This is a genomic window from Streptococcus sp. HMSC071D03, assembly GCF_001812125.1.
GTDB classification, from domain to species: domain Bacteria; phylum Bacillota; class Bacilli; order Lactobacillales; family Streptococcaceae; genus Streptococcus; species Streptococcus pseudopneumoniae_N.
This window is the reverse complement of sequence record NZ_KV807705.1, coordinates 1-241: the sequence shown is the minus strand read 5'-3', so window position 1 is coordinate 241 and position 241 is coordinate 1. Positions and strand designations below refer to the sequence as shown.

Genomic DNA, 241 nt, shown 5'->3' with positions numbered 1-241 from the left:
AAAAAACCGTAAGAATTTCTTCTTACGGTTTTTCTAGCAAATTCATAGAATTGAGATTCTCAGTTTTGCTTTATTTGAGTAATTTCTTACTCTTCTTCCTCACGTTTTTTAGCGAAGAGGAGTCCACCTGTCGCTGCTGCAAGAAGTGCTAAAGCAAGTGAAGCGCTAGATTGTTCTGTACCAGTATTTGGCAATTCTTTCGCTCCTGCTTTCTTAGCTGGTGCTTGAGCAGGTGAATCTT

Annotated in this window: 1 protein-coding gene; it reads right to left on the bottom strand. The window is 39.4% G+C overall.

Features of this window, described 5'->3' with window-relative positions; all coding sequences use genetic code 11:
* Nucleotides 1-86: 86 nt before the first annotated feature.
* A partial coding sequence (locus tag HMPREF2837_RS11920; protein ID WP_148131779.1) for an LPXTG cell wall anchor domain-containing protein occupies nt 87-241 on the bottom strand: 155 nt, incomplete at its 5' end.